28 protein-coding genes are annotated in these 26964 nt (G+C 71.8%); 12 read left to right on the plus strand and 16 right to left on the minus strand.

Features of this window, described 5'->3' with window-relative positions:
- Positions 1-28 precede the first annotated feature (28 nt).
- A complete protein-coding gene (locus GTY67_RS05650) occupies positions 29-304 on the minus strand; it encodes a GlsB/YeaQ/YmgE family stress response membrane protein (protein WP_093693177.1) in 276 nt (91 codons plus the stop codon).
- Between the two features lie 208 nt (positions 305-512).
- Between GTY67_RS05650 and GTY67_RS05655 the strand changes: the two genes are divergently transcribed.
- Complete coding sequence (locus GTY67_RS05655; protein WP_161277975.1) at positions 513-890, plus strand: DUF3099 domain-containing protein; 378 nt, start codon at positions 513-515, stop codon at positions 888-890.
- A 246-nt stretch (positions 891-1136) separates the two neighbouring features.
- Positions 1137-1376, plus strand: coding sequence for a hypothetical protein (locus GTY67_RS05660; RefSeq protein ID WP_093693175.1), 240 nt, complete (start codon positions 1137-1139; stop codon positions 1374-1376).
- Between the two features lie 9 nt (positions 1377-1385).
- On the opposite strand, the gene moaA is transcribed toward GTY67_RS05660, so the two are convergent.
- The 3 genes from moaA to GTY67_RS05675 form a co-directional block, all read right to left on the minus strand.
- Positions 1386-2375 (minus strand): GTP 3',8-cyclase MoaA, encoded by a 990-nt coding sequence (gene moaA / locus GTY67_RS05665; RefSeq protein WP_218117351.1) that lies wholly within the window; start codon positions 2373-2375, stop codon positions 1386-1388.
- A gap of 180 nt (positions 2376-2555) precedes the next feature.
- Positions 2556-4196 carry a cation acetate symporter gene (locus GTY67_RS05670; protein ID WP_093693173.1) on the minus strand — a complete coding sequence of 547 codons (1641 nt, stop codon included), beginning with the start codon at positions 4194-4196 and terminating at the stop codon, positions 2556-2558.
- On the minus strand, positions 4193-4558 hold the full coding sequence (locus GTY67_RS05675; protein ID WP_161277976.1) for a DUF485 domain-containing protein: 366 nt from the start codon (positions 4556-4558) through the stop codon (positions 4193-4195). Before GTY67_RS05675 ends, GTY67_RS05670 begins: the two co-directional genes overlap by 4 nt.
- Before the next feature lie 347 nt (positions 4559-4905).
- Here GTY67_RS05675 and GTY67_RS05680 point away from each other — a divergent pair, with 347 nt between their 5' ends.
- Positions 4906-6444: a S8 family serine peptidase gene (locus GTY67_RS05680; protein ID WP_161277977.1), complete on the plus strand. Its 1539-nt coding sequence runs from the start codon at positions 4906-4908 to the stop codon at positions 6442-6444.
- 121 nt (positions 6445-6565) lie between these two features.
- Here GTY67_RS05680 and GTY67_RS05685 read toward each other — a convergent pair whose 3' ends face one another.
- From GTY67_RS05685 to GTY67_RS05695, 3 genes are all read right to left on the minus strand, one after another.
- Complete coding sequence (locus tag GTY67_RS05685; protein ID WP_161277978.1) at positions 6566-7609, minus strand: zinc-dependent alcohol dehydrogenase family protein; 1044 nt, start codon at positions 7607-7609, stop codon at positions 6566-6568.
- 71 nt (positions 7610-7680) lie between these two features.
- The gene (locus GTY67_RS05690; RefSeq protein ID WP_161277979.1) at positions 7681-8379 is read right to left on the minus strand and encodes a lysoplasmalogenase; all 699 of its coding nucleotides are present in this window, start codon (positions 8377-8379) and stop codon (positions 7681-7683) included.
- A complete protein-coding gene (locus tag GTY67_RS05695) occupies positions 8376-9332 on the minus strand; it encodes a sterol desaturase family protein (RefSeq protein ID WP_161277980.1) in 957 nt (318 codons plus the stop codon). Before GTY67_RS05695 ends, GTY67_RS05690 begins: the two co-directional genes overlap by 4 nt.
- A 149-nt stretch (positions 9333-9481) precedes the next feature.
- Between GTY67_RS05695 and GTY67_RS05700 the strand changes: the two genes are divergently transcribed.
- From GTY67_RS05700 to GTY67_RS05725, 6 genes are all read left to right on the plus strand, one after another.
- Positions 9482-12574 carry an NACHT domain-containing protein gene (locus tag GTY67_RS05700; RefSeq protein ID WP_343238642.1) on the plus strand — a complete coding sequence of 1031 codons (3093 nt, stop codon included), beginning with the start codon at positions 9482-9484 and terminating at the stop codon, positions 12572-12574.
- 55 nt (positions 12575-12629) lie between these two features.
- Positions 12630-13643 (plus strand): DEDDh family exonuclease, encoded by a 1014-nt coding sequence (locus GTY67_RS05705; RefSeq protein ID WP_161277981.1) that lies wholly within the window; start codon positions 12630-12632, stop codon positions 13641-13643.
- A gap of 63 nt (positions 13644-13706) precedes the next feature.
- Complete coding sequence (locus tag GTY67_RS05710) at positions 13707-13940, plus strand: hypothetical protein (RefSeq protein ID WP_006123591.1); 234 nt, start codon at positions 13707-13709, stop codon at positions 13938-13940.
- Between the two features lie 78 nt (positions 13941-14018).
- The gene (locus GTY67_RS05715) at positions 14019-14825 is read left to right on the plus strand and encodes an SURF1 family protein (protein ID WP_161277982.1); all 807 of its coding nucleotides are present in this window, start codon (positions 14019-14021) and stop codon (positions 14823-14825) included.
- A gap of 76 nt (positions 14826-14901) precedes the next feature.
- Positions 14902-16695 (plus strand): glycoside hydrolase family 15 protein, encoded by a 1794-nt coding sequence (locus tag GTY67_RS05720; RefSeq protein WP_161277983.1) that lies wholly within the window; start codon positions 14902-14904, stop codon positions 16693-16695.
- Between the two features lie 4 nt (positions 16696-16699).
- Positions 16700-17455 (plus strand): SDR family oxidoreductase, encoded by a 756-nt coding sequence (locus tag GTY67_RS05725; RefSeq protein ID WP_161277984.1) that lies wholly within the window; start codon positions 16700-16702, stop codon positions 17453-17455.
- 34 nt (positions 17456-17489) lie between these two features.
- Here GTY67_RS05725 and amaP read toward each other — a convergent pair whose 3' ends face one another.
- From amaP to GTY67_RS05750, 5 genes are read right to left on the minus strand one after another with little or no spacing between them, the layout of a single operon-like run.
- A complete protein-coding gene (gene amaP / locus GTY67_RS05730; RefSeq protein WP_093693162.1) occupies positions 17490-18077 on the minus strand; it encodes an alkaline shock response membrane anchor protein AmaP in 588 nt (195 codons plus the stop codon).
- On the minus strand, positions 18074-18757 hold the full coding sequence (locus GTY67_RS05735; protein ID WP_161277985.1) for a DUF6286 domain-containing protein: 684 nt from the start codon (positions 18755-18757) through the stop codon (positions 18074-18076). Before GTY67_RS05735 ends, amaP begins: the two co-directional genes overlap by 4 nt.
- Positions 18754-19101, minus strand: coding sequence for an Asp23/Gls24 family envelope stress response protein (locus tag GTY67_RS05740; protein WP_093693160.1), 348 nt, complete (start codon positions 19099-19101; stop codon positions 18754-18756). Before GTY67_RS05740 ends, GTY67_RS05735 begins: the two co-directional genes overlap by 4 nt.
- On the minus strand, positions 19098-19289 hold the full coding sequence (locus tag GTY67_RS05745) for a hypothetical protein (RefSeq protein ID WP_093693159.1): 192 nt from the start codon (positions 19287-19289) through the stop codon (positions 19098-19100). The genes GTY67_RS05740 and GTY67_RS05745 overlap by 4 nt, the downstream gene beginning before the upstream one ends.
- 39 nt (positions 19290-19328) lie before the next feature.
- Complete coding sequence (locus GTY67_RS05750; RefSeq protein ID WP_093693158.1) at positions 19329-19802, minus strand: Asp23/Gls24 family envelope stress response protein; 474 nt, start codon at positions 19800-19802, stop codon at positions 19329-19331.
- A 95-nt stretch (positions 19803-19897) separates the two neighbouring features.
- On the opposite strand from GTY67_RS05750, the gene GTY67_RS05755 reads away from it, so the two are divergent.
- On the plus strand, positions 19898-20647 hold the full coding sequence (locus GTY67_RS05755) for a hypothetical protein (RefSeq protein WP_161277986.1): 750 nt from the start codon (positions 19898-19900) through the stop codon (positions 20645-20647).
- Between the two features lie 96 nt (positions 20648-20743).
- On the opposite strand, the gene GTY67_RS05760 is transcribed toward GTY67_RS05755, so the two are convergent.
- From GTY67_RS05760 to GTY67_RS05770, 3 genes are all read right to left on the minus strand, one after another.
- Positions 20744-21535 (minus strand): enoyl-CoA hydratase/isomerase family protein, encoded by a 792-nt coding sequence (locus GTY67_RS05760; RefSeq protein WP_093688248.1) that lies wholly within the window; start codon positions 21533-21535, stop codon positions 20744-20746.
- Positions 21536-21666: 131 nt separating this feature from the next.
- Positions 21667-21888 carry a helix-turn-helix domain-containing protein gene (locus GTY67_RS05765; RefSeq protein WP_006123601.1) on the minus strand — a complete coding sequence of 74 codons (222 nt, stop codon included), beginning with the start codon at positions 21886-21888 and terminating at the stop codon, positions 21667-21669.
- A gap of 377 nt (positions 21889-22265) precedes the next feature.
- Entirely contained in the window at positions 22266-23864 is a 1599-nt protein-coding gene (locus tag GTY67_RS05770; protein WP_093688250.1) for an ABC-F family ATP-binding cassette domain-containing protein, read from the minus strand.
- Between the two features lie 202 nt (positions 23865-24066).
- Here GTY67_RS05770 and GTY67_RS05775 point away from each other — a divergent pair, with 202 nt between their 5' ends.
- Both GTY67_RS05775 and GTY67_RS05780 read left to right on the plus strand, forming a co-directional pair.
- Positions 24067-24957 (plus strand): neutral zinc metallopeptidase, encoded by an 891-nt coding sequence (locus GTY67_RS05775; protein WP_093688252.1) that lies wholly within the window; start codon positions 24067-24069, stop codon positions 24955-24957.
- A gap of 106 nt (positions 24958-25063) precedes the next feature.
- Positions 25064-25477 carry a VOC family protein gene (locus GTY67_RS05780; RefSeq protein WP_161277987.1) on the plus strand — a complete coding sequence of 138 codons (414 nt, stop codon included), beginning with the start codon at positions 25064-25066 and terminating at the stop codon, positions 25475-25477.
- A 27-nt stretch (positions 25478-25504) separates the two neighbouring features.
- Here GTY67_RS05780 and GTY67_RS05785 read toward each other — a convergent pair whose 3' ends face one another.
- Positions 25505-26836 carry a hypothetical protein gene (locus GTY67_RS05785; RefSeq protein WP_093688256.1) on the minus strand — a complete coding sequence of 444 codons (1332 nt, stop codon included), beginning with the start codon at positions 26834-26836 and terminating at the stop codon, positions 25505-25507.
- Between the last annotated feature and the right edge of the window lie 128 nt (positions 26837-26964).

A 26964-nucleotide genomic window follows, 5' to 3' on the forward strand; every position in this document is an offset into this window, starting at 1 on the left:
CCGCGGCGCTGTGCTGTACGGCCCCGGGTCAGGCTCTGTTCCTGCTGCCCCGGACGGACTGCCAGACCTTGTCCCCGACACCGACGACGACCACGGCACCGATCAACTGGAGCAGATGGCGGATCCAGTCGATGCCCTTGGTGTCCTCGACGCCGATCCAGCCGGCCACGGCATTACCGAGGATGGAGCCGAGAATGCCGAACACGACCGTCAGCCAGAGTGGGATGTCCTGTTTGCCCGGCAGGATCGCCCGTGCGATCACACCGAGCACCAAGCCCACGATGATTGCCCACAACCAGCTCATTTTCGCCTCCTCGTGCGGCGCGGAGTGCGCGTCCGGCCAGTCTTGGACGGCCGGACGCGGGCCGCACTCCGGGCGGGGCCGTACGGGTGGGGGGCCGTCCGGCGGGGGTGGGGGCGCCGCCCCGGTCTTCGGTACGGCGAGGGCTCGGCGTACCGTGGATGCGGCCCGGTCCGGGAGCGTCCGGCACAGAGATCTGGTGGTGGAACACATGCTGCGGAAGAGCGACGAGGTACAGGTCTTCCGGATCACGGGGGCCCGTCAGGGGCTGGCCGACGATGTGCGCGGCAGGCAGCGGCGCTATGTGATCTCGATGTCCGTACGTACGGTCTCGGTGGTCCTGGCCGCGGTGCTGTGGAACGTGGAGCGGCATGTCGCCATCGTGGCGCTCGCTCTGGGGGTGCTGCTGCCGTACGTGGCGGTGGTCATCGCCAACGCGGGCCGGGAGAACGCCCCTTCACTGCCGTCGACGTATCTCACCGCACCGGTGCGCCCCGCCGTGGAGGCCGCTCCGGCCGCCGCTTCCACCGACTCCGCGGGTCCCGACGGGCGGTCCGGGCGGGTGCCGCCGTCACAGGAGCACAGCTGAGCCCGCGTGTCCCGCGAAGCTCAGGAAAAGCTCAGATCAATCATGACGTTCCGGTGCACCGCACCCCGGTGCCCGTGACATACTTCGAGGGCGCTCCGCATCCCCCGTCGGAGCGATGGACCGACGCCGGGCAGCTCCCCCCGTGGCTGCCCGGCGTCGCCGTTTCTCCGGCCGGGGATGCGCCCGTTCGATGTGCTGTTCGGTGTGCTGTTCGGTGTGCGCAGCACCTGACTTAGGCTGGGTCCCGTGATCTTCCCCGAGACATCCGCCGAGAGCGCCGCAGGTGCCCCGATCTGTTCCGCCAAGGGGTGCCGGGCCGACGCGGTCTGGGTGCTCGCCTGGAACAACCCCAAGCTGCACACCCCCGACCGGCGCAAGACCTGGCTGGCCTGCGAGGAGCACCGGGAGCACCTCTCGCAGTTCCTGGGCGTACGAGGCTTCCTCAAGGATGTCGTGGCGCTCGCCGACTGGGAGTCCGGGGCTTAGGAGCTGCCGTCAGCCGCCGATCGCCGACATCGGGCGGTCGGGCTGGAGGAAGGACGGGTCGTCCAGCCCGGAACCCGCCTTCTTGCCCCACATGGCGACCTTCCAGAGCCGGGCGATCTCCGCGTCCGGCGCGTCCGAGCGGAGGGCGGAGCGCAGGTCGGTCTCCTCGCGGGCGAAGAGGCAGGTGCGGACCTGGCCGTCGGCGGTGAGCCGGGTGCGGTCGCAGGCGCGGCAGAACGGGCGGGTGACCGAGGCGATCACGCCGACGCGGTGCGGGCCGCCGTCGACGGTCCAGCGCTCGGCGGGGGCGGAGCCGCGGGTCTCCTCGCCCTCGGGGGTGAGGGTGAAGCGGGTGCGCAGCGAGTCGAGGATGTCACCCGCGGTGATCATGCCGTCGCGCTTCCAGCCGTGCTGGGCGTCCAGGGGCATCTGCTCGATGAAGCGGAGCTCGTACGCGTTGGCGACGGCCCAGGCCAGCAGCTCGGGGGCCTCGTCGTCGTTGAGTCCCGGCATCAGGACGGAGTTGACCTTCACCGGGGTGAGGCCGGCCTCGCGGGCGGCTTCGAGGCCGTCCAGGACGTCCTTGTGGCGGTCGCGGCGGGTGAGGGTCTTGAAGACGTCGGGGCGCAGGGTGTCCAGCGAGACGTTGACCCGGTCGAGGCCTGCGGCCTTGAGGGCGGCGGCGGTCCGCTTGAGCCCGATGCCGTTGGTCGTGAGCGACATGCGGGGGCGCGGGGTGAGCGCGGCGCACTGCTCCACGATGGAGACGAGGCCGGGGCGGAGCAGGGGCTCCCCGCCGGTGAAGCGGACCTCGGTGATGCCGAGCGTGGTGACCGCGATGCGGATCAGGCGCACGATCTCGTCGTCGGAGAGCAGCTCGCTCTTGCCGAGCCACTGCAAGCCCTCTTCCGGCATGCAGTAGGTGCACCGCAGATTGCACTTGTCGGTCAGTGACACGCGCAGGTCGGTGGCGACCCTGTCATAGGTGTCGATGAGCACGGTGGCTCTCCTCCCCCCTTCGGTGTCGTGGTTGCTGACTCCTCCGAGCCTACGTGAGACGGCTGACATCGCAGGGGCCCGTTTGCCACGAGGTGCGGCCGGGCCGCGTCGTAGGACTCTACGACGCGGCCCGGACCAGGGGGTGGGTGATGCACCGAACGGCTCGGTGAACTCCTTCTCTCAGTGCGCTCCGGTGCCGGTGAGGGACTTGACCTCCAGCTCGGCGTACTTGTCGGTGTCGGGCTTCTCCTTGCCGATCACCGAGCCGAGCCAGCCGAGCAGGAAGCCGAGCGGGATCGAGATCAGGCCGGGGTTCTCCAGGGGGAACCAGGCGAAGTCGACGCCCGGGAACATCGAGGTCGGCTTCGAGGAGACGACCGGCGAGAAGAGCACCAGCAGGACGGAGGAGGAGAGGCCGCCGTAGATGGACCAGAGGGCCCCCTGGGTGGTGAAGCGCTTCCAGAAGAGGCTGTAGAGGATCGTCGGCAGGTTGGCGGAGGCGGCGACCGCGAAGGCGAGGGCGACCAGACCGGCCACGTTGAGGTCGCGGGCGAGCGCGCCCAGCGCGATGGAGACGACGCCGATGGCGACGGTGGCCCAGCGGGCGGCGCGGACCTCCTCCTTCTCGGTGGCCTTCCCCTTGCGGATCACGTTGGCGTAGATGTCGTGCGCGAACGACGAGGAGGAGGCGAGGGTGAGCCCGGCGACGACGGCGAGGATGGTCGCGAAGGCGACGGCGGAGATCACCGCGAGCAGGATGGCGCCGCCGGTGGACCCGGCCCCGCCACCGATCTCCAGGGCCGCGAGTGGCGCCGCCGTGTTGCCCGCCTTGTTCGAGGCGACGATGTCGTCGGGGTTGAGGATGGCGGCGGCGCCGAAGCCGAGCACGATCGTCATCAGGTAGAAGGCGCCGATGATGCCGATCGCCCAGTTCACGGACTTACGGGCGGCCTTGGCGGTGGGCACGGTGTAGAAGCGGATCAGGATGTGCGGCAGGCCGGCGGTGCCGAGGACCAGGGCGATGCCGAGGGAGATGAAGTCCAGCTTCGAGACGCCGGTGGCGCCGTACTTCAAGCCGGGCTCCAGGAAGGCGGCGCCCTTGCCGCTGTTGCTGGCGGCGGTGCCGAGCAGGTCGGAGATGTTGAAGTTGAACTTCAGCAGGATCAGGAAGGTGATGAGCAGGGTGCCCGCGATGAGCAGGACGGCCTTGACCATCTGCACCCAGGTGGTGCCCTTCATGCCGCCGATGGTGACGTACAGGATCATCAGCACGCCGACCAGGGCGACGATGACGATCTTCCCGAAGTCGCTGGTGATGCCGAGCAGCAGCGAGACGAGGACGCCCGCACCGGCCATCTGGGCCAGCAGGTAGAAGATCGAGACGACGATGGTGGACGTACCGGCGGCGGTACGCACGGGGCGCTGGCGCATCCGGTAGGCGAGGACGTCGCCCATGGTGTAGCGGCCGGAGTTGCGCAGCGGTTCGGCGACCAGGAGCAGGGCGACGAGCCAGGCGACGAGGAAGCCGATGGAGTAGAGGAAGCCGTCGTAGCCGAAGAGGGCGATGGCGCCCGCGATGCCGAGGAAGGACGCGGCGGACATGTAGTCGCCGGAGACCGCGAGCCCGTTCTGGAATCCGGTGAACTGGCGGCCGCCCGCGTAGAAGTCGGCGGCGCTCTTGGTCTGGCGGCCCGCCCACACGGTGATGAAGAGGGTCGCGACGACGAAGGCCGCGAAGAGGGTGATGATCAGCGGCCGGTGCTCGCTCGCCCCGTCGGCGGCGAGCTGGACGCTCGGATAGAGGGTGTGGGCGGCGCTCATACGTCGGCCTCCATACGGGACTTGATCGCTTCGGCCTTCGGGTCGAGCTTGGTGGCGGCGTGCCGGGAGTAGAGCACGGCGATGAGGAAGGTGGTGGCGAACTGGGCGAGGCCGAGGACGAGCGCCACGTTGATGTTGCCGACGACCTTGGTGGCCATGAAGCTGCCCGCGTAGTTGCAGAGCAGGACGTAGAGCAGGTACCAGGTCACGAAGGCGACGGTGAGCGGGAAGGCGAAGGAACGGAACGAGCGGCGCAGGTCGGCGAACTCGGCACTCGCCTGCACCGCGTTGTACGCCTCGGTGGTGGGCTGGGCCGGGCCGGTGTCGACAGGGCCCTCGGGCGGCGGTGCATCGGTAGCCACGGAATCTCCTCGCGACGCGGGTGCGGTGATCTGGGGGACGGTGGGTGTCATAGGGAGGCCTCGATACCGGGGGACGGTGATGTGCCTCCTGGACAACGGCACGGAGGGCGCGACGAAGCGGTTCACCGGATCTTTCGCCTTCTCGGCCTCATCCCGGTGACCGGAAGCCCCTCCGTCCCGGTGGCCCGAAGTCGTCCGTACACATTCGGCCGCGCAGGTGCACTCTTCGAACTCACTTGCCCCAAATCGTTGATGCGCGAGGAAGATCAGCGATAGCTTCACTCGTCATGTACGCGACCGAACGCGCCAGGTGTCCGGTCGACCGGCACGGATGATGTGGAGAACCCATGGCTCATCTGGCATCGAGACGGACCCGCGCGCTCGCGCTGCCCGTCGGACTCGCGCTCGTCGCCTCGCTCGGCTTCCTGCCGGCGGCGACGGCCACGGCGGCGCCCACCGGCGCACCGGCCACCGCGACCCCGCGCACCGACGGGCCGAAGCTGAGTTACGTCGTCAACACCGGCAGCGGCCGCAGCGCCGTCCAGCAGGTGGAGAAGGCCGTCAGGCAGGCCGGCGGCACCGTCGTCATCTCGTACGACCAGATCGGCGTGATCGTCGCCCACTCGCAGAACCCGGCCTTCGGCGAAACGATCCGCCGCGTACGGGGTGTGCAGTCGGCGGGGGCGACCCGGACCAACCCGATCGTGCCGCAGGCCACCAAGGACGTCGGTGCCATAGCGCAGCCGCTGACCGAGGCCCAGGCGAAGGCCGCGGCCGCACAGGCGACGGCGGACGAGGACCCGCTGGAGCCGTTGCAGTGGTCGCTGCCCGCGATCAAGGCGGACAAGGCGCACCAGAAGTCGCTCGGCTCGAAGAAGGTGACGGTCGCCGTCATCGACACGGGCGTGGACGACACCCACCCGGACCTGGCGCCCAACTTCGACCGGGCCGCCTCCGTCAACTGTGTCACGGGCGCTCCGGACACCACCGCCGGTTCCTGGCGACCGGCGGCGGGCGAGAGCGACCACGGCACGCATGTGGCGGGCACCATCGCCGCCGCGAAGAACGGCTTCGGGGTCACCGGTGTGGCGCCGGGCGTGAAGGTCTCCGGCATCAAGGTCTCCGTACCGGACGGCTACTTCTACACCGAGGCCGTCGTCTGCGGCTTCCTCTGGGCGGCCGAGCACGGCGTCGACGTGACCAACAACAGCTACTACACCGACCCGTGGCTGTTCGCCTGCAAGAACGACCCGGACCAGGGAGCCCTGGTCGAGTCCCTGACCCGCGCCGTCAAGTACGCCGAGCGCAAGGGCACGGTCAACGTCGCCGCCGCGGGCAACGCCCGCCACGACCTGTCGTCCCGCACGATCGAGGACCGGACCAGCCCGAACGACACCGACCCGGTCACCCGGACGATCGACCCGCGGGTCTGCCCCGACATCCCGACCATGCTGCCGGGCGTCGTGACCGTCTCCGCGACGGGCGCCAAGGGCCTGAAGTCCTCGTACTCGAACTACGGCAAGGGCGTCATCGATGTCGCGGCCCCCGGCGGTGACTCGACGATCTACCAGACCCCCGAGCCGCCGGCCGTCAACGGGCTGATCCTCTCGACGCTGCCGGGCGGCAGGTTCGGCTACAAGGCCGGTACGTCGATGGCGTCCCCGCACGTCGCGGGCGTCGTGGCCCTGATCAAGTCCCGCCACCCCTACGCCTCACCGGCCGCGGTGAAGGCGCTGCTGGTCCTCCAGGCGGACGCGAAGGCGTGCGGCGCGCCGTACGACATCGACGGCGACGGCACCGTCGACGCGGTCTGCGAGGGCACCAAGCTCTACAACGGCTTCTACGGGGCCGGAGTGGTGGACGCGCTGGACGCGGTCCGCTGGTAGGCGGATGACCGAACGATGAGCGAGGGCCCGGGGACGTTCTCCCCGGGCCCTCGCCATGTGCGATGCGCGATGTCCGATGTGCCATGTGCCATGTGCCCTGAGCACGAAGGTGAGTTGGGCGCTACGGCGTGATGAGCACCTTCAGCGCGGTCCGCGCGTCCATCGCCTCGTAGCCCGCGGGCACCTCGTCGAGGCCGATCGACAGGTCGAAGACGGGCGAGGGGTCGATCGTGCCGTCCAGCACGTCGGGGAGCAGCTCGGGGATGTACGTCCGCACGGGGGCGACACCGCCGCGCAGGGCGATGTTCCGGCCGAACATCACGCCGAGGTCCACGCCGGAGGCGCTGCCGTGCGGGACGCCGACGTAGCCGATGGAGCCGCCGTCGCGGACGATGTCCAGCGCGGTGCGCATCGACTGCTCGGTGCCGACCGCCTCGATGACGCTGTGGGCGCCTTCGCCGCGGGTCAGCTCCCGTACGGCGGCGAGGGCGGCCTCGCCCCGCTCGGCGACCACGTCGGTCGCGCCGAAGCGGCGGGCGATGTCGGTGCGCGCGGTGTGCCGGCCCAGCGCGATGATGCGCTCGGCGCCGAGCCGCTTGGCGGCCAGTACCCCGCACAGCCCGACCGCGCCGTCCCCGACGACCGCGACGGTGGAGCCCTGGGTGACGCCCGCGCCCACGGCGGCGTGGTGGCCGGTGCCCAGGACGTCGGAGAGGGCCAGCAGGGCGGTGAGGAGCCGGCCGTCGGAGGCGGCGTCGGCGGGGAGCCTGACCAGGGTGCCGTCGGCGTACGGGACGCGGACGGCCTCGCCCTGCCCGCCGTCCGAGCCGACCGAGCCCCAGAAGCCGCCCTCGGGGCAGGAGGTGGTGAGGCCTTCGGCGCAGTAGGAGCAGGTGCCGTCGGACCAGACGAACGGGGCGACGACGAGGTCCCCGACGGCGAAGCCGTCGACCCCGGCGCCGGTCTCCTCGACGACTCCGAGAAACTCGTGCCCGATGCGCTGGCCGGGCTGCCGGGCGGCCTCGCCCCGGTACGCCCACAGGTCGCTGCCGCAGATGCAGGCCTTGAGGACCCGCACCACCGCGTCGGTGGGCCGCCGGACCGCCGGGTCCGGCACCTCCTCGACCCGGATGTCGTGGGGAGCGTGGATTACTGTGGCGCGCATACGGGGAGGTCCTTGCCGGTCTCAGGTGCTGATACCCCGGTCACGGTACGCCGGGTTCGTGCTGCCCCGCCCTAGGGAGTGTCCGACCGCTCCCCCGCCCCTGCCGCGAGGGCTCCGAGGGCGAGCAGGGACTGTGCGGCGATGTAGGTGAGCATCACCCAGAAGTCGGGGGCGGGCAGCTGCGACCAGTCGGCGATGCCGGTGGCGATGAGGGCGTCGGAGAGCAGGAAGAGCGCCCCGCCGGCCGCCGCGTACCGGCCGAGGACGCCGGCCCGCCACGCCATCGCGGTGAGCAGCAGGCTGTACCCGGCCAGCGGGGCGCGCAGCTCCGCCGGGAGGCCGGGCCAGATCAGGACGAGGAAGACGACGAGCACGACGGCGTACGCGACCGCCGTGGCCGGCGAGCCACGCGCCGGTCCCGGGGCGGCCCGCCCCCGCCCGAACAGCGTCAGGTAGCAGACATGGCCGACGGCGAAGGAGCCCATCCCGAGGAGGAACGCCAGGTCGTTGTCGGCGAGCAGGAACGCATCACCGCCCCACCCGAACAGCAGGGCGGCGATGAGCAGCCGGGGCCCGCCCCGGACGGCGGCGTACCCGGCGAGCAGCGGCATCAGGAGCGGTTTGGCGACCAGGTGGACGGTGTCGAGTCCGGCGAGGAGCCCGGCGAGGTCGACGGCGGCGGCGAGCAGGAAGGCACCGAGGAGGGGCCGGGCGAACCGCCCGGGCCCTGCCGTCTCCGGCCTGGCGGGGCGGGACGCGGTGGCGCTCATCGGGTGGGTTCCGGAGCCGGGGCCGCAGCGGGTACGGGGGCGTCGGCGCGTACGGGAGCGGGCCCGGGCACGACGGCTCCGGCGGCTCCGGCGGCGCCCGTGGTGAGCGCCCCCGCCTTCGGGGCGGGCTGCCACCCCGGTCCCCGGAAGACCCGCCCGGCGCGCTCGCTCCAGCTCCGTGCCGCCCGGATGTCCCGGGCGATGGCGGCGTACTCGTGGGTGGCGACGCGCAGCGGGTTGTGGGTGGCGATGTTCTTGGTGAGCCCGTAGACGGGCCGCTCGGTCTCGGCCGCGAAGGAGCCGAACATCCGGTCCCAGATGATCAGGATGCCGCCGTAGTTGCGGTCCAGGTAGCTGCCCTGCGAGGCGTGGTGGACGCGGTGGTGGGAGGGCGTGTTGAGGACGTACTCGAAGGGGCGCGGGAGCTTGCCGACCCGCTCGGTGTGGACCCAGAACTGGTAGACGAGGTTGGCCGACTGGCAGAAGGCGAGCGCCGCCGGGTGGACACCGCAGGCGATCAGCGGCAGGTAGAAGGGCCAGACGGTGGCCGAGGTCCAGGGCTGGCGCAGCGCGGTGGTGAGGTTGAACTTCCGGCTGGAGTGGTGCACCACATGGCAGGCCCAGAGGATCCGGATGACGTGGTGGCCGCGGTGGGACCAGTAGTAGAAGAAGTCCTGGGCCAGGAGCATCAGCAGGACGGTCCACCACAGCACGGGCACCCGCAGCGGCGTCAGCTCGTAGACGCCCATGTAGATGGCGAGGATGGGGATCTTCCACAGCAGGTCGAACCCGAGGCTGCCGAGCCCCATCGTGAGGCTGGTGGCGGCGTCCTTGGTGTCGTACCCGGCGGCGTCCTCGTCCGGGTGGAAGCGGTAGCTGACCATCTCGATCACGGTGAGCAGCACGAAGGCCGGTATCGACCACAGCACGACATCGGGCAGGTTCGGCTCCATGCGAGCACCGTAGGGCCGCCGGTCGGCGAGGGCTAGACGTTGTTACCCACAAGTATGCGAGACGCCTTGTCAGCAGACTTTGGCACCTTCTGCCAATGGACCGGCCGTAGGATTTGCGGCACGCGTGTCGCCGAGGGGGAGGAACGCACGTGTCCGGTACGGAAGTTGCCCTGATTCGGCTGGCCACGACGGTGCTCGGCTCGGCCACCAAGACGTTGTTGACGCCCCGACCCGGCGCGGGCCTGGTCCCGGACCCGGTCCGCCCGCTCCCCCGCCCACCGAAGCCGGACCGGCTGGCGAAGGTGCTGGCGGGGCGCATGTCCGAGTCGTACGGGGATCTGCCCGAGCACGAGCGGCTGGCCGCGGTCGCCTCCGTACAGGACACGTTCGTGGCGGCGAGCGAACTGGAAGCCGGGCGGCTGTTCGCGGTGGAGCTGGACCCGGAGCGGCTGCGGGCGGAGCTGTCTGCGCCCGCCCCCGGGCTCTCAGCGCGCGCCTGCGGTCTGTACGAGGACCTGCTCGGCCGCTGCTGCGCGCATCTGGTGGAACAGCTGACAGCCCACCCGTCGTTCGCGGCGCGGGCGGCGGTGGAGCAGATCCGGGCGGCGGGGCGGACGCGGGCGCTGGTGAAGGACGTACGGGACCGGGTCGGCCTGCGCACGGACGCGGCGGACCTCGAGTTCGAGGTGCGGTACGCGGAGTTCATCGCGACGACCAACAGCCGGGTGGAGCTGTTCGGGCTGACGCTCGGAAGGTCGGCGGGCGGATGGCCGCTGGAGACGGCGTACATCGGTCTTGAGGTCAGCGGGGATTACGGGATCACCGACCGGTACGGTCTGGACCAGCCGGTCCGGACCACGGTCAGGATCGAACAAGCCCTCGGCGAGCGGGACCGGCTGTTACTGCGGGGCCCGGCTGGTTCCGGCAAGAGCACGCTGGTGCAGTGGCTGGCTCTGAATGCTGCGCGGCAGACGTTCGGGAGTGAGCTGGCCGACTGGAACCGGTGCGTTCCGTTTGTCCTGCGCCTACGCGCCTTCACAGCCCTCGATGTACTGCCCGCCCCTGAGGAGTTCCTGCGAGCGGCCGGGGTTCCGCTGCACGGCTCGGCCCCGGCCGGCTGGGCGGACCGGCTGATGCAGAAGGGCCGGGCGCTGGTGCTGGTCGACGGGGTCGACGAGGTGCCGGACCGGCTGCGCAAGCGCACCGAGCGCTGGCTGAAGGATCTGATCGCGGCCTACCCCCTGGCCAGATACGTGGTGACGACTCGTCCCTCGGCGGTCCCGGAGGGCTGGCTCTCCGGCTCCGGCTTTGAGCCGCACACGCTGCTGGCGATGGGTCAGGAGGACGTCCGCGCCTTCGTCGGCCACTGGCACCGGGCGGCCCGCGCGGAGTGCCGGTCCGATGAGGAGCGCGCCGAGCTGGACACGTACGAGAACGCGCTCCGCCGTGCGGTCGGCACCCGTCGGGACTTGGGGCTGCTCGCGACGAACCCGCTGATGTGCGCCCTGCTCTGCGCGCTGAACCGGGACCGCCGGATGCAGTTGCCGAGGGCCCGCAAGGAGCTGTACGACGCGGCGCTGGACATGTTGCTGGTACGGCGCGACACCGAGCGCGAGATCGTCGGGGTGGAGGGCGTCGACCTGACCCGGGAGGAGCAGACAGCTCTGCTCCAGCGGCTGGCGTACTGGCTGATCCGGAACGGCCTGGTCGAGGCGCGGCAGGAAGAAGCGGTGGCCCTGCTCACCGACTGGCTGCGGGCCATGTCCCAGGTCCGGGGCGCCCCCGAGCAGGTCTTCGCGCATCTGTTGAACCGCAGCGGTCTCCTCCGCGAACCGGCCACGGGCGCGGTGGGGTTCGTGCATCGCACCTTCCAGGACTACCTGGGTGCGAAGGCCGCGGTCGAGGCCCGCGACTTCGGCGTCCTGGTCGGCCATGCCCACGAGGACCAGTGGGACGACGTGGTCCAGATGGCGGTGGGGCACGCGCGGCCGGACGAGCGGGCGATGCTGCTGACGTCCTTGCTGGACCGGGCGGACAGGGAGCCGGAGCACACGCACCGGCTGGTGCTGCTGGCGGCGGGGAGCCTGGCCCATGCGCCGGAGCTGGATCCTGGGGTGCGGGAGGAAGTGGAGAGGCGGACGGCGGGGCTGTTGCCGCCGGACGGAGAGGAGAACGTTCGCGAGCTGGCCAAGGTGGGCGATCTGGCGGTGGAGCTGCTGTCGTCGATGGTGGACGGGTTGAGCGAGCGGGAGACGGCCACGGTTGTGCAGACGGCCGCGGCGGTGGGCAGCGAGGCGGCGTACGAGCTGGTGAAGCAGATCCGAGCGGACCAGAGTCATGTGGTCGCGAACGAGCTCTGCACGGCTTGGCAACGGTTCGACGCGGATGCCTACGCGCGGGAGGTTCTCGCGCCTCTGACCTGGCGTAGCGTCCCCGTGCGAGCGGAGACCGAAGCTCAGTTGGCCGCCCTGCGCCACATCCCGGGTCTGCTCAACGTGACGGTTGTCGGCGACCGCGGCCTGTCCGAGATCACCTCACGACCGGATCTGGAGCGGGTCTTCCTTTACCGGAACAGCCTGATCGAGGACGTGAGTTCACTCGCCGCCATGCCCCGCCTGCACGAGATCGGTCTGAGCAGTTGCCCGCAGATCCGGTGCATCGCGCCACTTGCCCGGCCCGGGCTGGAGTGGCTGTCTCTCGTAGACCTGCATCCGTCACTCGATCCGGCGCCGCTCACGGAGATGCCTGACCTCCGCTTCCTCGTGCTCTGCCATCCCTTTCCCACGGCGACCTTCGGCGGACTGCCCATATGTGAGCAGGTGACCGAACTCGTCCTGCCCCAGCAGTCCCGGCAGCTGAGCCTGGAAGGCCTGGACCGCTGGACGAGTCTGCGAGCGTTGAGCCTCTACGGCCTGTCCCAGCTCCAGCAGCTCAACACTATGACGTCGCTGCACCACCTGGAGCGGCTGAACATCTACGGGATACCCGACCTCGACTTGCGACTGGTAGCCCCCCTCACCGCACTACGTGAGCTCCTCCTGGTGCCGCAGAGCCAGCACTTGGACGTCTCCCCCCTCGCCGAGATGCCTCACCTCGTCTCTCTCACTCTCTACGGAAGCGGCCGCCCCTTCGACCTCAGCCCCCTCGCAGCTTGCGAGGACCTGACCATCCACCTGCCCCACGGCACCCACGCCACCGGCCTCGAACTCTTCCCCCCGGAACGCCTCATCCGCCTCCCCTGACCCACCCCCCGGAGCCGCCCGAATAGGGCCCTGTCAGTCCCGGCCCGTATTCTCTGTGACCATGCTCGACGACCGCCAGACAGCCGCGCCATGGCCGACCGCCTACCCCCAGGGGTACGCGGTCGTCGACGTGGAGACCACCGGCCTCGCCCGGGACGACCGGATAGTGTCTGCCGCCGTCTACCGGCTGGACGCCCTGGGCAATGTCGAGGACCACTGGTACACGCTGGTGAACCCGGAGCGGGACCCCGGTCCCGTCTGGATCCACGGGCTGACGAGCGACGTGCTGGAGGGCGCGCCGCTCTTCCCGGAGGTCGCCGCCGAGTTGTCGGCGCGGCTCGCGGACCGGGTGCTCGTCGCGCACAACGCGGCGTTCGACTGGTCGATGATCGCCCGGGAGTACGCGCGGGCCTCGGTGATCGCCCCGGTGGAGCAGCGGCTCTGCACGATCGCGCTCGCCAAGGAGCTGCGGCTGCCGCTGCCCAACCACAAGCTGGCCTCGCTCGCCGCCCACTTCGGCGTCGTACAGCAGCACGCGCACCACGCCCTGGACGACGCCCGGGTGCTGGCCGAGGCGTTCCGGCCGAGTCTGCACGCGGCGGCGCGGGGCGGGGTGCGGCTGCCGTTGCTGGAGTGCCGGCCGCTGACCGAGTGGTCGGACTCCCCCGTCGCCCCGCGCGTCGGGTATCAGCCCTTCCGGCAGCCGAACAGCTGGCGGCCCTCGCGCAAGCGGCCGGCCTGCCCGTATCCCAATCCGGGGCGGTACGAGAAGGAGAAGCCGCTCCAGCAGGGGATGCGGGTGGCGTTCTCCGGGGACACCTCGATCGACCGGGAGCTGCTGGAGGACCGGGCGGTGGAGGCGGGGCTGCATGTGGCGACCAGTGTGTCGCGGCTGACCAGTCTGCTGGTGACCAACGACCCGGACGCGGCGACGTCGAAGACGCAGAAGGCGAAGGCGTTCGGCACGCCGATCCTGGAGGAGAGCGCCTTCACGCACCTGCTGCGCGATGTGGCGCCCGCCGACGGGGCCGTCCTCCCGCACCAGGCGCCGCCACCGTCATCGGAGTGAACCGGGCGCGACTCGCCCGGCGTCCGCTCGCCCGTCGCCGCCGGGCGTCCCACCCTGTGGCGCATGGCACGTTGTGAGGTTTGCGGAAACGACTACGGCATGTCCTTCGAGGTGCACGCACAGGGCGCGGTGCACGTCTTCGACTGCTTCTCCTGCGCCATCCACCGCATGGCGCCGATCTGCGAGCACTGCCGGGTCCAGGTGATCGGGCAGGGCGTCGAGGCGGACGGGCACTGGTACTGCGGCGCCCACTGCGCCCGCGCCGAGGGGAAGGCGGGCATCGTGGACAAAGTGTGACGGATCATCCCCTTGCCGGGCCTCCCCGGCAGTACCCCTGAGTGCCGCACCCCATGTCCCCGGTTGTACGGTCATGGGGTGTACCGCTTCCTGTTGACCCGGCAGTGGGTGATCCTCACCCTGCTGGCTCTCGTACTGATGCCGACCATGGTCGAGCTGGGGTTCTGGCAGTTCCACCGCCATCAGCACCGGGTCGCGCAGAACGAGCTGATCTCGCGGAACCTGAAGGCCGATCCGGCTCCGGTCACCGATCTCACCTCCCCGGGGCACACCGTCCCGCGCGCCGACTACTGGCGGGCGGTGACCGCGACGGGCACATTCGACACGGAGCACGAGGTCGTGGTCCGCCGGCGTACGTCGGAGGACGACCGGATCGGCGTCCATGTGCTGACCCCGCTGGACCTGCGGGACGGGGGCACCGTCCTGGTCAACCGGGGCTGGGTCCCCGCCGCGCCGAACCAGACGGAGTACCCGGACGTGCCGCCCGCCCCCCGGGGCGAAGTGACCGTCACCGGGCGGCTCAAGGCCGACGAGACGACCGGCAGCAGCGGCATCAAGGACCTGGCGGGGCTGCCGGACCGGCAGGTCATGCTCATCAACAGCGAGCAGCAGGCGCATCTGCTCTCCCGCGAGGTCCTCGGCGGATACATCGAACAGACCGCCCCCGAGTCCGCGGGCGGGCTGCCCGAGCAGATCGCCGACCCCGACGACAGCTCCATCGGCCCGCACATGGCGTACGCCGTCCAGTGGTGGCTGTTCGTCGCCGCCGTTCCGGTCGGCTGGATCATCCTCGTACGGCGGGAGAAGCGCGACCGCGAGGAGGCCGCCGCGAAGGGCGAACCGGCCGGCGAGGTCTCCGAGCAGCCCGCACCCGCGAGCGCCTGAGAGGCCCTGGGCTCTGAGAGTTCCGGCACACAGAACGGCTGGTTGACGAGGGTCCGGTTCGGGAAGACGCCAGAGCGTGACCCCACGCATCGAGGACTACGCCCTGATCGGCGATCTCCAGACCGCCGCACTCGTCGGCAGGAACGGTTCGATCGACTGGCTCTGCCTGCCCCGCTTCGACTCCGGCGCCTGTTTCGCGGCCCTGCTCGGCGACGAGGAGAACGGCCACTGGCGCATCGCCCCGCAGGGCGCCGGGCCCTCCGACACCTGCACCCGGCGCGGCTACGCGGGTGATTCGCTGGTGCTGGAGACGTTCTGGGAGACCCGGACCGGCACGGTCAAGGTCATCGACTTCATGCCGCAGCGCGACAGGTCGCCCGATGTGATGCGGATCGTCGAGGGCGTCAGCGGCACCGTCGACATGAGCTCCGTACTGCGGCTGCGCTTCGACTTCGGCTCCGTGGTGCCCTGGGTGCGCCGGTCGCACGGCCACCGGGTCGCGGTCGCCGGGCCCGACTCCGTCTGGCTGCGCAGCGAACCGCCGGTCAAGACGTGGGGCCAGCAGTTCAGCACCTGCTCCTCGTTCACCGTCACCGAGGGCGAGAGCGTGGCGTTCGTCCTGACCTGGCACCCCTCGCACTCGCCGCGGCCCAAGCTGATCGACCCGCACAAAGCACTGAAGCACACGCTGCACGACTGGGCGAAGTGGACCGAGCGGTGTACGTACGAGGGCCCGTACCGCGAGGCCGTCCTGCGCTCGCTGATCGTCCTGAAGGCGCTGACGTACGCCCCGACGGGCGGCATCGTGGCGGCCCCGACCACCTCGTTGCCGGAGGAGATCGGCGGCGTACGGAACTGGGACTACCGCTTCTGCTGGCTGCGGGACGCGACGCTCACCCTCGGGGCGATGGTGTCGGCCGGCTATCTGGAGGAGGCGGCGGCCTGGCGCGACTGGCTGCTGCGGGCCGTGGCCGGGGACCCGGCGGACCTCCAGATCATGTACGGGCTCGCGGGCGAGCGCCGGCTCCCCGAGATGGAGCTGCCCTGGCTCGCCGGGTACGAGAACTCCCGCCCGGTGCGCACCGGCAACGCGGCGGTGCGCCAGCGCCAGCTGGATGTGTACGGGGAGGTCATCGACGCGCTCCGGCTCGCCAAGGTCGCCGGTCTGGACGACAAGCCGCACGCCTGGAACCTCCAGCTCAGCCTGCTCGGCTTCCTGGAGTCGTCGTGGCGGGAGCCGGACGAGGGGCTGTGGGAGATCCGCGGCGCCCGGCGCCACTTCGTGCACTCCAAGGTGATGGCGTGGGTCGCCGCCGACCGGGCGGTGTGCTCGCTGGAGGAGAACCCCGAGCTGCCCGGCGACGCGGACCGCTGGCGGGCGATGCGGGACGCCGTGCACGCCGAGGTCTGCGAGAAGGGGTACGACCCCGTACGGAACACCTTCACCCAGTCCTACGGGTCCAAGGAGCTGGACGCCTCGACGCTGCTGATCGTACGGACCGGGTTCCTGCCGCCCGACGATCCCCGGGTCATCGGCACGGTCGACGCGGTCCGCGAGGAGCTGGGCAGCGACGGGCTGGTCCGCCGCTACAGCACCGAGGGCGTCTCCGTCGACGGGCTGCCCGGCGACGAGGGGGCGTTCCTCGCCTGCTCGTTCTGGCTGGTGGACGCGTTGCAGCGGATCGGCCGCCACGACGAGGCGCGGGAGCTGTTCGAGCATCTGCTGGAACTCCGCAGCGACGTGGGGCTGCTGGCCGAGGAGTACGACGTCGCGGCCGGCCGGCAGCTGGGCAACTTCCCCCAGGCGTTCAGCCACATCGGACTGGTCAACTCCGCTGTCGACCTCGCCGGGGTGGACCCGGCAGGATAGGGCCATGGATCTTGGACTGAAGGACCGCGTGTACATCGTCACCGGCGCGACCCGGGGCCTCGGCAACGCCACGGCGCGCGCCCTGGCCGCCGACGGGGCGAAGGTGATCATCACCGGCCGGGACGAGAAGGGCGCCGAGGAGGCCGCCGCCGAGCTGGGGCCGGACGCCGTCGGCCTCGCCGCCGACAACGCCGACCCGTCCGCCGCCCAGCGGCTGGTGGACACGGCCAAGGAGCGGTTCGGCCGACTCGACGGCGTACTCATCAGCGTCGGCGGGCCCGCGCCCGGCTTCGTCGCCGACAACACCGACGACCAGTGGCAGACGGCGTTCGAGACGGTGTTCCTCGGAGCGGTCCGGCTCGCCCGGACGGTCGCCGCCGCGCTGGGCGAGGGCGGCGTCATCGGCTTCGTGCTCTCCGGTTCGGTGCACGAGCCGATCGGCGGGCTGACCATCTCCAACGGGCTGCGCCCCGGCCTCGCCGGTTTCGCGAAGTCGCTCGCCGACGAGCTGGGGCCGCGCGGCATCCGGGTCGTCGGGGTGCTGCCCGCCCGGATCGACACCGACCGGGTCCGCGAGCTGGACGCGCTGTCGGGCGACGCCGAGGCGGCCCGTACGGCCAACGAGGCGCGGATCCCGCTGCGTCGCTACGGGACGCCGGAGGAGTTCGGGAAGACCGCGGCCTTCCTGCTCTCCCCCGCCGCCTCGTATCTGACGGGGATCATGGTGCCGGTCGACGGCGGGTCGCGGCGCGGGTTCTGAACCGCTGCCCTCCGCCCCGTACGCCCACGGGCCGTCAGGACACCCGTTCCGCGCGGTGCTTGACGGCCCGCAGCCGCACCTCGGCCGGGAGCGCGTCCAGGCCGGCCGACTCGCGGGCGTGGGCCAGCGCCCCGTCGGCCACCGTGTTCAGCGCCTGCCCGGGGGCGGCGTGCGGCTCCATCAGCAGCCGGATCCGGGCCTGCGGCGCGGTCCGGCGGCCGGTCAGGGCCGCCTGGGCGCGGGCCACCCCGTCGACCTCGCCCGCCTCGTCGGCGAGCACGCCCTCCAGCGCCTTGCCCCGCACCTGCGCGCCCTCGCCGTCGCCGCTGTCGACCAGGACGTCGGAGAGGCGGCCGCGCCGGAGCTGGGCCAGGAGCCACCACAGGGCGAGGACGACCAGCACGGCGAGGACCGCGATCACGGTCGGCCACCACCAGCCCTCGTCGCGCCAGCGGCCCCGGTCGGCGGTGCTGAGCAGCACATCGTTCTTGCCGTCCCAGGGCCACCAGGACGGCAGGGAGGCGCCGAGGCCGACGGCGAGCACCGCGCCGCCCACGGCGATCAGCAGGAGCCCGGCCAGGGTCAGCAGGACCCGGTTGACGGTGGAGCGCATGCCGCTCATCCCTTCTTCGCCGGTCGGTGCACCTGGACGGAGACGCCGGGCGGCTTCGCCAGGCCCAGTTCGCCGACGGCCTTGGCCAGCACGGTGTCCAGGTCTTCGCGTACGTCGTCGAGTGCCCGGAAGTGCGAGAGGGCCCGCACCTTCGCCTTGCGCCGCCCCATCCGGACCCGGACGGACTGCACCCCGGGCACCTCCACGGCCCGGTCCCGCAGGACCAGTGCGGCGGCCGTGCGGTCGAGTCCGGCGCGTACGTCGGCACGGTCGCGGCGCATCGGCAGCAGATCGCGCAGCCCGGGGGTGAGGGCGAGCAGGAGCAGCCAGAGGCCGACCAGCGCGGCGATCCCCGCCCCGATGAGCACCGCGACATCGTCGAGGTGCCGTTCGGCGAGGCCGTCGGCCAGGGAGCGCCGCCACTGCATGGCCGAGTGTCCGGCCCGGACGGCGGCGATGTCGTAGAGCAGCAGCCCGGCGGCGCCCAGGAGCACCAGGGCCAGCAGCGCGGCCGGGACGCGGCGTGCGGACCAGAAGCGGCCGGCCCGGCCGCCGCCGCCCTGTTCCAGGGTGGGGACCCGGTCGGGGGCGGAGGGCGTGCCGGGTTCGGGCGCGTGTGTCCCGCCGTCGGCCTGGTCCACCGTCGGCATCCGCCGGGTGGAGCCGGTGGGTTCGCCGGGTTCGGTCATCGGATCCTCCCCTGTGCTCCGCCGGCCGCCGGGTGCAGCCGTTCGACCTGGACGGCCACTTCGGGCACCTCCATGCCCGCGAGCGCCTTGACCCGCTGGGCGACCCTGCTCCGTACGGCACCGCACTGGCGGCCGATGTCGCAGGGGTAGCCGAGCTCCAGACTGACCCGCACGCGGGCCGCGTCACGGTGGACGGTGACCGTGGCGCGCGGGGAGGCGCCGTCCTGGGGCGGCTCGTCGACGGCTTCCTTCGCCGCCTGCGCGGCGATCTTGGCGACGACCCGGTCGGCGATCCGGGTCTCGCCCCGCTCGGCGGCGGCGACCCGCCCGGTCACCGCCGTCACCGTCGCCGGTCGCCGCGCTCGCGACTCCGGAAGAAGTCGCCGGGTTCCAGGTCACCGTCCAGGAAGCGGCCGGCGATGAAGCCGATCGCTCCCAGAGCGGCCACCAGTACGAAGGCTCCGAACCCGCCGAAATACCCGGCGAATCCCAGCGCCATGCCGGCCACCAGGCCGACCGCTGCCATGCTCATCGTCTCTCCTCAACTGCCTTGCGGCGGGGAAGCCGGAACCTACTGGACGCGCTGCTGCTGGTCGTCGTCCTCGTCGTCGTCCTCGTCGGGCAGCTTGACGTCGCTGACCGCGATGTTGACCTCGACGACTTCGAGACTGGTCATGCGCTCCACCGCCGCGACGACGTTCTGGCGCACCTCGCGCGCCACGTCGGAGATGGCCACGCCGTACTCGACGACGATCTCCAGGTCGAGGGCGGCCTGGGACTCGCCGACCTCGGCCTTCACACCGCGGGTGACGGACTTGCCGCCGCCGGGGACCCGGTCGCGGACCGCGCCGAAGGTGCGGGACAGGCCGCTGCCCATGGCGTGGACGCCGACCACATCGCGTGCGGCCATTCCGGCGATCTTCTCGACGACGCCGTCGGCGATGGTGGTGCGGCCGCGGGTGCCGGGATCGCCTCCGCCGCGCTTGCTCAGGGGGGACTTGCCCGAACCGCTGTCGGGGCTGTTGCGCTGGGGTGTCTCAGTCATCGCCGCTCTTCCTTTCGGGGCGGGGTGGGGACTTCCTTTGCCCACGTTAAGTGCGCTTGCCCGGTCCCGCGCCGTGGATGGGGCAGGCTGGGGCGATGACGACGGAGCGGAGCCCGCAGAGGGCCGACGGATGGACAGCTGCGGTACGGCAACGCCTGGGCCTCGGCAGATTGCTCCCCTTGGGTGGTGCCGTGGACGGCGCCTGGATCGCGGAGACGGCGGCGGCCTCGGTGCTGCGCGGGGCGGCCGTGGAGGGCGCGGTGCTGGGGAGCCTGCGGATCGGGCCGGCCCGGGCGGCCCTGGACACGGATACGGAGCCGGGCGCCCCGGCGCAGGCGGGCCCGGCCGTGCCGCCCGCGCCGCCGAGCGCGTTGCCGCGCGGGCCGGTGAGCATCGAGGCGGAGTTCCGGGCGGCGGGCGACCGCCCGCTGCCCGACGCGGCGGCCGACCTGCGCGCGGCGCTCGTCGCGGCGGCCGCGACCCGGCTCGGGCTGGAGGTCGCGGAGGTGGACCTGCGGGTGACGGCATTGATCGAGGACGGTGCGGCCGATCAGGTGACGGAGCCCGACGCGCCCTCCTCGTCGGTGCCGGTCGCGGAGGCCGAGGGGCCGGTGGCGGAGGCCGCCGCCGCGGTGCCGGGTGTCGTCTCGCTGACCCGGGTCATGGGCCCGGCGGTGCACACCGCCGAGGACCACATCCGGGTCGAGGTGGCGACGGCCGGCGACCGCCGGGCCCTGGATGTGGCCCGGTCGGTGCGCACGGCGGTGTCGGCGGCCGCGGCGGACGGGCTGCCGGTGTCGGTGCTGGTCACCGACGTGGTGGCGGCGCCGGACGGCACCCCCTGATCGGCGACGCCCGGCGGGTCCTGGTCGGTGATGCCCGGCGGTGACGCGCCTGGCCGGCGATGCCCGCCGGGTTCTGGTCGGTGATGCCCGGCGGGCCTAGTCGGTGATGCCCGCCAGGTCGCGCAGCCTGCGGCCCTGGGCGGCGCGCTCGGCGGTGCGCTGTTCCTCGTACGTACGCGAAACCGCGCCGCTCAGCAGGGCCTTGGTCTCCACGACGGCGTCGCGGGGGGCGGAGAGCAGTGCGGCGGCCAGGTCTCGGGCGGCCGCGTCCAGCTGGTCGGCGGGGACCACGAGGTTGGCGAGGCCGGTGCGCTCGGCCTCCTCGGCGTGGACGAACCGGCCGGTGGCGCAGATCTCGAGCGCGCGGGCGTACCCCACGAGGTTCACCAGGGGGTGGGTGCCCGTGAGGTCGGGGACGAGGCCGAGGCTGGTCTCGCGCATGGCGAACTGCACGTCCTCGGCGACGATCCGCAGATCGCAGGCGAGGGCGAGCTGGAAGCCGGCGCCGATGGCGTGGCCCTGGACGGTGGCGATCGACACGAGGTCGTTACGGCGCCACCAGGTGAACGCTTCCTGGTACTCGGCGATGGTCGCGTCGAGTTCGGCCTCCGGGCCGCGCGCCATGTCGAGGAAGGACGGCTCGCCGTCGAACCCCTCGGGGGTGAACGCCTGCCTGTCGAGGCCCGCGGAGAAGGACTTGCCCTCGCCGCGGAGCACCACGACGCGGACATCGCCGGGCAGCACCCGTCCGGCCTCGGTCAACGCCCGCCACAGAGCGGGAGACTGGGCGTTGCGCTTGGCCGGGTTGGTGAGCGTCACCGTGGCAACCGCGTCTTCGACGGTGAGCCGTACGCCGTCCTTGTCGAGAACAGGGTCGAGCGAGGTCATGGGGCGCCTCCGGATCGGGTGCGGTCAGCACTCAGAAACTAAGTGACTGAACAGTAACCACCCGGACGACCTCACGGTCAGCCGGGTGGCCACCCCGAATTCCGATGAGCCCTCGATGCCTCAAGGGGCACTCAGGCCGAAGCGGCCTTCTTGCCTCGTGTGGCTCCGCCGCGACCTCGCAGCGTCACTCCGGACTCACTGAGCATCCGGTGGACGAACCCGTAGGAGCGGCCGGTTTCCTCGGCCAGCGCCCTGATGCTCGCACCGGAGTCGTACTTCTTCTTCAGGTCTGCCGCGAGCTTGTCACGCGCGGCGCCGGTCACCCGGCTGCCCTTCTTCAGAGTCTCGGCCACCCGTGCCTCCTCTATGGGAAGTGCGCTCTGGACTCTCATGATCACCCCTCCCGCGCTTCCTGGCCACCCATTCGGCAAGGTCGGTGCGACGGGATTCCGGACCGGAGAGCCTCCGGACACGAACGGAATCCCGTATTCCGGCGGGTCATGAGGGCATACGGCGCCTACCGGCGAGAGAACCGGCAGGTCAGGGCCGTACGGGGGGTGAGGCCCCGGAAAGGGGCGCGCGGCGGGTGAGCGCCAGGCGCACCACCGGGGTACGAGACGTCCTCACGCAGATGGTGGATCACGCGTAGGCCGAATGATCTATCCGGAGGGGATCGGGCATCCGTCCGGAAGGGGCGTCGGCCCCCTCCGGACCTGCCCGCGAAGAGGGATCAGGCGAGGGCGACGAGGTCCCGGTAGTCGGCACCCCAGAGGTCCTCGACGCCGTCCGGGAGCAGGATGATGCGCTCCGGCTGGAGCGCCTCGACCGCGCCCTCGTCGTGGGTGACGAGGACGACGGCGCCCTTGTAGGTGCGCAGCGCGCCGAGGATCTCCTCGCGGCTGGCGGGGTCGAGGTTGTTCGTCGGCTCGTCGAGGAGGAGCACGTTGGCGGAGGAGACGACCAGGGTCGCCAGCGCGAGCCGGGTCTTCTCGCCGCCGGAGAGCACCCCGGCGGGCTTGTCGACGTCGTCGCCGGAGAAGAGGAACGAGCCCAGCGTCTTGCGGACCGCGACGAGGTCGAGGTCGGGCGCGGCGGAGCGCATGTTCTCCAGGACCGTGCGCTCCGGGTCGAGGGTCTCGTGCTCCTGGGCGTAGTAGCCGAGCTTGAGGCCGTGGCCCTCGATGACCTGGCCGGTGTCGGGCTTTTCGGCGCCGCCGAGCAGGCGCAGCAGCGTCGTCTTGCCGGCGCCGTTGAGGCCGAGGATGACGACGCGGGAGCCCTTGTCGATGGCGAGGTCGACGTCGGTGAAGATCTCCAGCGATCCGTACGACTTGGAGAGGCCCTCCGCCATCAGCGGGGTCTTGCCGCAGGGCGAGGGGTCGGGGAAGCGCAGCTTGGCGACCTTGTCGGAGACGCGTACGGCCTCCAGGCCCGAGAGCAGCCGGTCGGCGCGCTTGGCCATGTTCTGGGCGGCGACGGTCTTGGTGGCCTTGGCGCGCATCTTGTCGGCCTGCGCGTTGAGGGTCGCGGCCTTCTTCTCGGCGTTCTGGCGCTCGCGCTTGCGGCGCTTCTCGTCGGCCTCGCGCTGCTGCTGGTAGAGCTTCCAGCCCATGTTGTAGACGTCGATCTGGGAGCGGTTGGCGTCGAGGTAGAAGACCTTGTTGACGACGGTCTCGACGAGTTCGACGTCGTGGGAGATCACGACGAAGCCGCCGCGGTAGGACTTCAGGTACTCGCGCAGCCAGACGATGGAGTCGGCGTCCAGGTGGTTGGTGGGCTCGTCGAGGAGCAGGGTGTCGGCGTCCGAGAAGAGGATCCGGGCCAACTCGACGCGGCGGCGCTGACCGCCGGAGAGCGTGTGCAGGGGCTGGCCGAGCACCCGGTCGGGCAGGCTGAGCGCGGCGGCGATGGTGGCGGCCTCGGCCTCGGCGGCGTACCCGCCCTTGGTGAGGAACTCCGTCTCCAGGCGCTCGTACTTCTTCATCGCCTTCTCGCGGGTGGCGCCCTTGCCGTTCGACATCCGCTCCTCGTTCTCGCGCATCTTGCGCAGGATCTCGTCGAGGCCCCGGGCGGAGAGGATTCGGTCGCGGGCGAGGATGTCGAGGTCGCCGGTGCGCGGGTCCTGCGGGAGGTAGCCGACCTCGCCGGAGCGGGTGATGGTGCCGCCGGCGGGGGTGCCCTCGCCCGCGAGGCACTTGGTGAGGGTGGTCTTGCCCGCCCCGTTGCGGCCGACCAGGCCGATGCGGTCGCCCTTGGCGATACGGAAGGAGGCGGACTCGATGAGGATGCGGGCGCCGGCGCGCAGCTCGATGCCGGAAGCGGTGATCACGGAAAAACTCCAGGGCAGGTTGGACGGCGGAGGGACGAGGGCGGAGGTCTCTCGACGCCGCTAATGCGCAAGGAGAATGGCCATGGCCCCATTCTACTGGCGGTGTGCAACTGCTTTTCCGCGTGCCCGTCGGGGGTAACCGTCCGATACTCGGCGCAGGGTGCCACCCCGGTCCCCGCCCGAGCCCGACGGAGGTGCGCCCGTGCAGTTCGACGATGACGCCGATCTGGACACATCCGAGGTCCAGGACGTGCGGGGCAGCCGGATCCCGGGCGGGCGGGCCACCGTGGGCGGCGGCATCGTGGGCGTGATCGCCCTGATCCTGGGGCTGCTCTTCGGTGTGGGCCCCGATCAGCTGGGCCTCTCCTCCGGCGATACGGAGCCCGGTCCGGCCTCCTCGTCGGCGGCGCAGGTGCAGGAGAGCTGCCTGAAGGGACAGGACGCCAACAGCCGGGACGACTGCCGGACGGTGGCGGTGGTCAACAGCGTGCAGGACTTCTGGCGCCAGGAGTTCCAGCGGCGGGGCGGCAGTTACGGGGCCGCGCCGACGGTCCTGTTCAGCGAGCGGGTCTCCACGGCGTGCGGGGCCGCGACCTCGGCGGTGGGGCCCTTCTACTGCCCGGGTGACCGGAAGGTCTATCTGGACCTGGGCTTCTTCGACGAGCTGCGGACGAAGTTCGGCTCCAGCGGCGGGCCGTTCGCCCAGGCGTACGTGGTGGCGCACGAGTACGGCCACCATGTGCAGAACCAGATGGGCACCCTGAGCCGGTCGCAGGACGGGCGGCAGGGCGCCGACAGCAACGCGGTGAAGGTGGAGCTCCAGGCCGACTGCTACGCCGGGGTCTGGGCGCACCACGCGACGACGACGCCGGACGAGTCGACGGGCCGGCCGCTGATCACGGAGCTGACCCGGGCGGACATCCGGGACGGCCTGGACGCGGCGGCGGCGGTCGGGGACGACCGGATCCAGGAGCGGTTCCAGGGCCGGGTGACCCCGGAGTCCTGGACGCACGGCTCGTCCGCGCAGCGCCAGCAGTGGTTCTCCACCGGGTTCCGCAGCGGCGACATGGGGCAGTGCAACACCTTCGCCTGAGCGGCCGGAGCGCCTTCGGGAGGGCATTGTCAGTGCCTGGTGGAAGACTGAGACGCAGATCACAGCAAGTGGCTCGGTTGTACGGATGCCAGGAGAGGTGAGTGCGATGGCAGGCGCGCCGCAGGGTGTTCCGACGGTGTATCCCACACTTCTGTACGACGACGCGAAGGCCGCGCTCAGGACGCTGACGCAGGGCTTCGGCTTCACCGAGGAGGCGGTCTACGAGGGCGAGAACGGCAGCGTGGTGCATGCCGAGCTGTCCTGCGGCAACGGAAGGGTGATGCTCGGCTCCAGGGGCGGTGAGGGAGTCTTCGCCCGGGCGATGGCGGGCGCGGGCCCGGCGGGGGTGTACGTGGTGGTGGACGAGGTGGACGAGCACTTCGCCCGGGCCCGGGCCTTCGGCGTGGAGATCCTGATGGAGCCGACGGACCAGGACTACGGCTCGCGGGACTACATGGCGCGGGACGCCGAGGGCAACGTATGGAGCTTCGGGACGTACGCGCCGGGGTCCGCCGGCTGAGTGCGGCGGACCCCGGCGGCGGTGGGCTCAGGCTCCGCCGGTGTGGACCTGGAACGCGGCCCGGCGGACCGCCTTGGCCAGGGCCGGGTCTGGGTGGGCGGCGGCCAGGGCGACCAGGACCTGGACCGTGCGCGGGTGGCCGACGGCCCTGACCTCGTCGAGGAGGGCCGGCACGGTGCCCTGGACGGCGGAGTCGAGGTGGCGCACCAGCAGGCCGGTCTCGCCGTGGTCGGCGACGGCGGCCGCGGTGTCGACCCAGAGCCAGGTGGCCTCCTCGCGGCTGAGGATCTCCTGCGCGTCGTCCGGGTCGGCCCCCTCGTACTCGGCGAGCCAGAGCAGCGCGTAGGGCCGCAGCGACGGGTGGGTGACCACCGCGCGGACCTCGGGTTCGGCGGGGGCGCCGACGACCCGCAGCGCCTCGAAGGCCAGGCCGCGCAGCAGCGCGTCCTCGCCCCGGGCGACGGCGAGCAGTTCGGCGACGGCGCTGCCGACCGTACGGGCGGCGAGCCAGGCGCGGTATTCGTCGCGGGCCGGTCCGGGGGTGAGCCGGGCGCAGCCGAGGAGCATGTCGGCGGCGGACTGTTCGATGTTCCCGGCCGGGCTCTGGGCGGCGACGCAGATCTGTTCCAGCTTGACCCAGACCGCCCAGTTGCCGAGCGGGGTGAGGGTGGCGTGCCCGTTGCCGAGGGTCAGCGCGCCGACGGCGGCGAGGCCTTCAAGGGCCCAGTCGAGGAGCAGGGCGTCGAGGTCGGCGCTCCGCTCCGGTGCCGGGGCGGCCGGGCGCTGCTCGGCGGCCGGGTCACTCGGGCCTCCCGCTCTGCCCGCCCCGTACGGCACCTCGCAGCGCTCCTCCTGGAGCTCGGCGATGCGCTGGGCGAGGAGGTCGAGGAGCGCGGGTACGGCGACGGGGCCCGCGGAGAGCTGGAGGAGGGAGAGCACCTGGGGCACGGCCTCGACGGCCTCGGCGACCGCTCCGGCCTCGATGCCCTCGGGCGAGGCGTGGACGAGCGACCAGGCGTCGAAGAGCGCGACCCAGCCGCGCAGCACCGCCGAGTCGTCCCGGTCCCAGGCGCGCAGACGCCAGCCGGGGCGGGCGGTGTCGCCGTGCAGTTCGATGAGGCCGGCCAGCCGGGCCCGGTCCCAGCCCGCACGGACCTGGGCCGGGGAGAGCTCCAGGGCCGTCGCGGCCCGTTCGAGGGCCTGGGTGGCGAGCGGTGCGGCGCTGCCGGGGGCGCCGGCCGCCCAGTGGGCAATGCGTACGGCGTCGGCGAGGACCGCCCTGGCCTGGCGGGCCAGTTCGGGGCGGGGCGGGGTGCCCTCGGGGGGCCGGGGGGCCGGCCTGGTGCGCCGGGTGGACACCGCCTTGCGGGCGGTGGCAAGGGGTCGCGGGCGGACAAGTCGCAGCCTGGAGTCGCGCGGGGTACGGGACGTCACGGGAGCAGTCTTGCCTCTGACGGCCCGAAAGCCCAAACGGAAGGCGTTTCCCC

Origin of the sequence: Streptomyces sp. SID8374 (assembly GCF_009865135.1) — a bacterium.
GTDB lineage: Bacteria > Actinomycetota > Actinomycetes > Streptomycetales > Streptomycetaceae > Streptomyces.

Excerpts from the sequence above, each read along its gene's own strand:
- GTY67_RS05650 (WP_093693177.1), bottom strand. The coding sequence starts at position 304 with ATGAGCTGGTTGTGGGCAATCATCGTGGGCTTGGTGCTCGGTGTGATC.
- GTY67_RS05655 (WP_161277975.1), top strand. The coding sequence starts at position 513 with ATGCTGCGGAAGAGCGACGAGGTACAGGTCTTCCGGATCACGGGGGCC.
- GTY67_RS05670 (WP_093693173.1), bottom strand. The coding sequence starts at position 4,196 with ATGAGCGCCGCCCACACCCTCTATCCGAGCGTCCAGCTCGCCGCCGAC.
- GTY67_RS05680 (WP_161277977.1), top strand. The coding sequence starts at position 4,906 with ATGGCTCATCTGGCATCGAGACGGACCCGCGCGCTCGCGCTGCCCGTC.
- GTY67_RS05685 (WP_161277978.1), bottom strand. The coding sequence starts at position 7,609 with ATGCGCGCCACAGTAATCCACGCTCCCCACGACATCCGGGTCGAGGAG.
- GTY67_RS05690 (WP_161277979.1), bottom strand. The coding sequence starts at position 8,379 with ATGAGCGCCACCGCGTCCCGCCCCGCCAGGCCGGAGACGGCAGGGCCC.
- GTY67_RS05695 (WP_161277980.1), bottom strand. The coding sequence starts at position 9,332 with ATGGAGCCGAACCTGCCCGATGTCGTGCTGTGGTCGATACCGGCCTTC.
- GTY67_RS05710 (WP_006123591.1), top strand. The coding sequence starts at position 13,707 with ATGGCACGTTGTGAGGTTTGCGGAAACGACTACGGCATGTCCTTCGAG.
- GTY67_RS05725 (WP_161277984.1), top strand. The coding sequence starts at position 16,700 with ATGGATCTTGGACTGAAGGACCGCGTGTACATCGTCACCGGCGCGACC.
- amaP (WP_093693162.1), bottom strand. The coding sequence starts at position 18,077 with ATGAGCGGCATGCGCTCCACCGTCAACCGGGTCCTGCTGACCCTGGCC.
- GTY67_RS05735 (WP_161277985.1), bottom strand. The coding sequence starts at position 18,757 with ATGACCGAACCCGGCGAACCCACCGGCTCCACCCGGCGGATGCCGACG.
- GTY67_RS05745 (WP_093693159.1), bottom strand. The coding sequence starts at position 19,289 with ATGAGCATGGCAGCGGTCGGCCTGGTGGCCGGCATGGCGCTGGGATTC.
- GTY67_RS05750 (WP_093693158.1), bottom strand. The coding sequence starts at position 19,802 with ATGACTGAGACACCCCAGCGCAACAGCCCCGACAGCGGTTCGGGCAAG.
- GTY67_RS05755 (WP_161277986.1), top strand. The coding sequence starts at position 19,898 with ATGACGACGGAGCGGAGCCCGCAGAGGGCCGACGGATGGACAGCTGCG.
- GTY67_RS05760 (WP_093688248.1), bottom strand. The coding sequence starts at position 21,535 with ATGACCTCGCTCGACCCTGTTCTCGACAAGGACGGCGTACGGCTCACC.
- GTY67_RS05780 (WP_161277987.1), top strand. The coding sequence starts at position 25,064 with ATGGCAGGCGCGCCGCAGGGTGTTCCGACGGTGTATCCCACACTTCTG.